Here is a 3,531-nt window from a genome sequence, read left to right as displayed (position 1 = left end):
GTCATCCAGGGTATCAAAGACGCTTCTTCTTTTGCACCGCTGCACAACCCGACGCATCTGATCGGCATTGACGAAGCGCTGAAAAACTTCCCGCACCTGTCAGATAAAAATGTAGCTGTTTTCGACACCGCATTCCATCAGACAATGCCGGAAGAGTCTTATCTCTACGCCCTGCCGTACAAACTATACAAAGAGCACGGCGTACGTCGCCATGGCGCACACGGCACCAGCCACTTCTACGTGACGCAGGAAGCAGCCAAAGTGCTGAACAAGCCGGTGTCCGAGCTGAACATTATCACCTGTCACCTAGGTAACGGCGGTTCCGTATCCGCTATCCGTAACGGCGAGTGCGTGGACACCTCAATGGGTCTGACCCCGCTGGAAGGACTGGTGATGGGGACCCGCAGCGGTGATATCGACCCGGCGATTATCTTCTTCCTGCACGACACGCTCGGAATGAACGTTGATGCGATCAACAAAATGCTGACCAAAGAGTCTGGCCTGCTAGGCCTGACCGAAGTCACCAGCGACTGCCGCTATGTGGAAGATAACTACGAAACCAAAGCCGATGCCAAACGTGCGATGGACGTTTACTGCCACCGCTTAGCGAAATATATCGGCTCTTATGCCGCGCTGATGGATGGCCGCCTGGACGCGGTGATCTTCACCGGCGGGATTGGTGAAAATGCAGCGATGGTGCGCGAGCTGTCGCTGGCGAAGCTGGGCCTGCTGGGCTTCGAAGTGGACCACGAACGCAACCTAGCCGCGCGTTTCGGCAAATCCGGCTTCATCAACAAAGAGGGCACTCGCCCGGCGCTGGTTATCCCAACCAACGAAGAGTTGGTCATCGCGCAGGACGCAGACCGTCTCACCACATAATAAACGATTCTCTCCGTCAGCTCAGGCTGACGGAGTTGTTTTAGACGCCAAAAAATTTGTATAGCCCTTGCTACTGAAGCAGCTGGTCTACGTGTGCAAGCTAAAGTCATGAGGAGTTACTATGTCCCGTACAATCATGCTCATCCCTACTGGCACCAGCGTCGGCCTGACCAGCGTCAGCCTCGGCCTTATTCGTGCTATGGAACGTAAAGGCGTGCGTCTTAGCGTCTTCAAGCCTATCGCCCAACCGCGCGCTGGCGGCGACAGCCCGGACCAGACGACGAGTATCATCCGTAAAAACTCCAGCATTCCCGCCGCCGTGCCGCTGTCCACGAGCCGCGTGGAATCCCTGCTGAGTTCCAATCAGCAGGACGTGCTGATGGAAAAAATCATCACCAACTACCATGAAAACACCAAAGACGCAAAGGTGGTGTTGGTAGAGGGCCTAGTGCCGACGTGCAAACATCAGTTTGCCTCGGCGCTGAACTATGAAATCGCCAAAACGCTGAATGCGGAAATCGTCTTCGTGATGTCGCTGGGCAATGACTCTCCAGCGCAGCTGAAAGAGCGCATCGAACTAACCCAGAGCAGCTTTGGCGGCAGCAAAAACAAAAACATCACCGGCGTAATCATCAACAAGCTGAACGCACCGGTTGACGATCAGGGCCGTATGCGCCCGGATATGTCCGAGATCTTCGAAGACTCCAACAAAGCCAGCGTCGCTAATATCGAACCCAAGCAGCTGTTCGCTAACAGCCCGCTGCCGGTGCTGGGCTGCGTGCCGTGGAGCTTCGAGCTGATCGCCACCCGCGCCATTGATATGTGCCGTCACCTTGACGCCCGCATCATCAACGAAGGTGAGATCGTCACCCGCCGCGTGAAATCGGTAACCTTCTGCGCACGCAGCATTCCCCATATGCTGGAGCACTTCCGTCCGGGTTCCCTGCTGGTAACCTCCGCCGATCGCCCTGACGTGCTAGTTGCGGCCTGCCTTGCAGCGATGAACGGCGTTGAGATTGGTGCCATCCTGCTGACCGGTGGTTATGCGATTGATGCGCCCATTCAGAAGCTATGTGAACGAGCCTTCCAGACTGGCCTGCCGGTATTTATGGTTAACACCAACACTTGGCAGACCTCGCTCAGCCTGCAGAGCTTCAACCTAGAAGTGCCGAGCGACGATACCCAGCGTATTGAGCGCGTGCAGGAGTACGTTGCCAGCCACATTGATGCGAACTGGATCGAGTCGCTGACCGCCGCTTCCGAGCGCAGCCGCCGCCTGTCGCCTCCAGCCTTCCGCTACCAGCTGACCGAGCTGGCGCGTAAAGCGGGCAAACGCATCGTGCTGCCGGAAGGCGACGAACCACGTACCGTGAAAGCGGCGGCCATCTGTGCCGAACGCGGCATCGCTACCTGTGTCCTGCTGGGCAACCCGGAAGAGATCCAGCGCGTGGCCGCAGCTCAGGGCGTTAAGCTGGGCAAAGGCATTGAGATTGTTGACCCGGAAGCCGCACGCGAAAACTACGTTGTGCGCCTAGTCGAGCTGCGCAAGAGCAAAGGCATGACCGAAGTGGTCGCGCAGGAGCAACTGGAAGATAACGTGATGCTCGGAACCATGATGCTGGAGCGTGGCGAAGTGGACGGTCTGGTTTCCGGTGCTGTTCATACCACCGCCCACACGATCCGCCCGCCGCTGCAGCTGATCAAAACCGCGCCGAACAGCTCACTGGTTTCCTCGGTGTTCTTTATGCTGCTGCCTGAGCAGGTGCTGGTATATGGCGACTGCGCCATCAACCCGGCCCCGAACCCGGAACAGCTGGCAGAGATTGCCATTCAGTCCGCCGACTCAGCGCTGGCGTTTGGCATTGAGCCACGCGTGGCGATGATCTCCTACTCCACTGGTAACTCCGGTGCCGGTAGCGACGTTGAGAAAGTGCGTGAAGCGACGCGTATCGCGCAGGAAAAACGTCCTGACCTAGTGATCGACGGTCCGCTGCAGTATGACGCAGCGATCATGGCCGACGTAGCGAGATCTAAAGCGCCAAACTCCGCGGTTGCGGGCCGAGCGACCGTGTTCATCTTCCCGGATCTGAACACCGGTAATACCACCTACAAAGCGGTACAGCGCTCTGCGAACCTGATCTCAATCGGGCCAATGCTGCAGGGGATGCGCAAGCCGGTCAACGACCTGTCGCGTGGCGCGCTGGTTGACGATATCGTCTACACCATCGCACTGACGGCGATCCAGTCCAAGCAGGCAGAAGGGTAATAACGTAGTCGGGTCAGGCATGCCTGATCCCTACCCGGCCCATGCAAAATAGACGTTACTCCGCAGGGGCAAGGCATGCCTCGCCCTTTTTTTTATCGATTGAATTTACTGGATCACCACATCCAGCGCGCGCAGATGCTGCGGCTGCCAGCGGCTGTCCATTTTGGTGGGTGGCAGCTTGACCATAAAGTTCCCCTGCTCTGCAACTTCCGTCAGCGGCGGATTCAAGTTTGAAGTGCAACTCTAAGCCGCCTGTTTTAGCTCTACAAAGACCACTGAAGGTTGCCGGAACCCAAGGCATTTCCGTGGCCTGCTATTCAGTGCTCCCTGGTACTTGCGGAGCTCGTCATCCGTCACTGCCGTCAGGTCAGTTCCTTTCGGGATAA

Annotated in this window: 3 protein-coding genes and 1 pseudogene; 2 read left to right on the top strand and 2 right to left on the bottom strand. The window is 57.3% G+C overall.

All coding sequences use genetic code 11. The features are described from left to right. Both ackA and pta read left to right on the top strand, forming a co-directional pair. A partial coding sequence (ackA, locus tag BBW68_RS10565) for an acetate kinase (RefSeq protein ID WP_070135329.1) occupies nt 1-879 on the top strand: 879 nt, incomplete at its 5' end. A 121-nt stretch (nt 880-1,000) separates the two neighbouring features. Further along, the gene (gene pta, locus BBW68_RS10560; RefSeq protein WP_070135328.1) at nt 1,001-3,145 is read left to right on the top strand and encodes a phosphate acetyltransferase; all 2,145 of its coding nucleotides are present in this window, start codon (nt 1,001-1,003) and stop codon (nt 3,143-3,145) included. 105 nt (nt 3,146-3,250) lie between these two features. Here pta and BBW68_RS20230 read toward each other — a convergent pair whose 3' ends face one another. Together BBW68_RS20230 and BBW68_RS17925 are read right to left on the bottom strand one after the other, a co-directional pair. Then, nucleotides 3,251-3,373 carry a hypothetical protein gene (locus BBW68_RS20230; RefSeq protein ID WP_261791497.1) on the bottom strand — a complete coding sequence of 41 codons (123 nt, stop codon included), beginning with the start codon at nt 3,371-3,373 and terminating at the stop codon, nt 3,251-3,253. 15 nt (nt 3,374-3,388) lie between these two features. Continuing rightward, nucleotides 3,389-3,531: pseudogene (locus BBW68_RS17925) on the bottom strand (IS30 family transposase); the annotation flags it as partial.

This window comes from Candidatus Erwinia dacicola (assembly GCF_001756855.1).
Taxonomy (GTDB): Bacteria; Pseudomonadota; Gammaproteobacteria; order Enterobacterales; family Enterobacteriaceae; genus Erwinia; species Erwinia dacicola.
The sequence above is the reverse complement of the archived record's forward strand: the minus strand, read 5'-3'. Positions and strand labels throughout refer to the sequence as shown.

Bases quoted from the DNA above. Each gene is read 5' to 3' on its own strand.
- pta (WP_070135328.1), top strand. From the start codon at position 1,001: ATGTCCCGTACAATCATGCTCATCCCTACTGGCACCAGCGTCGGCCTG.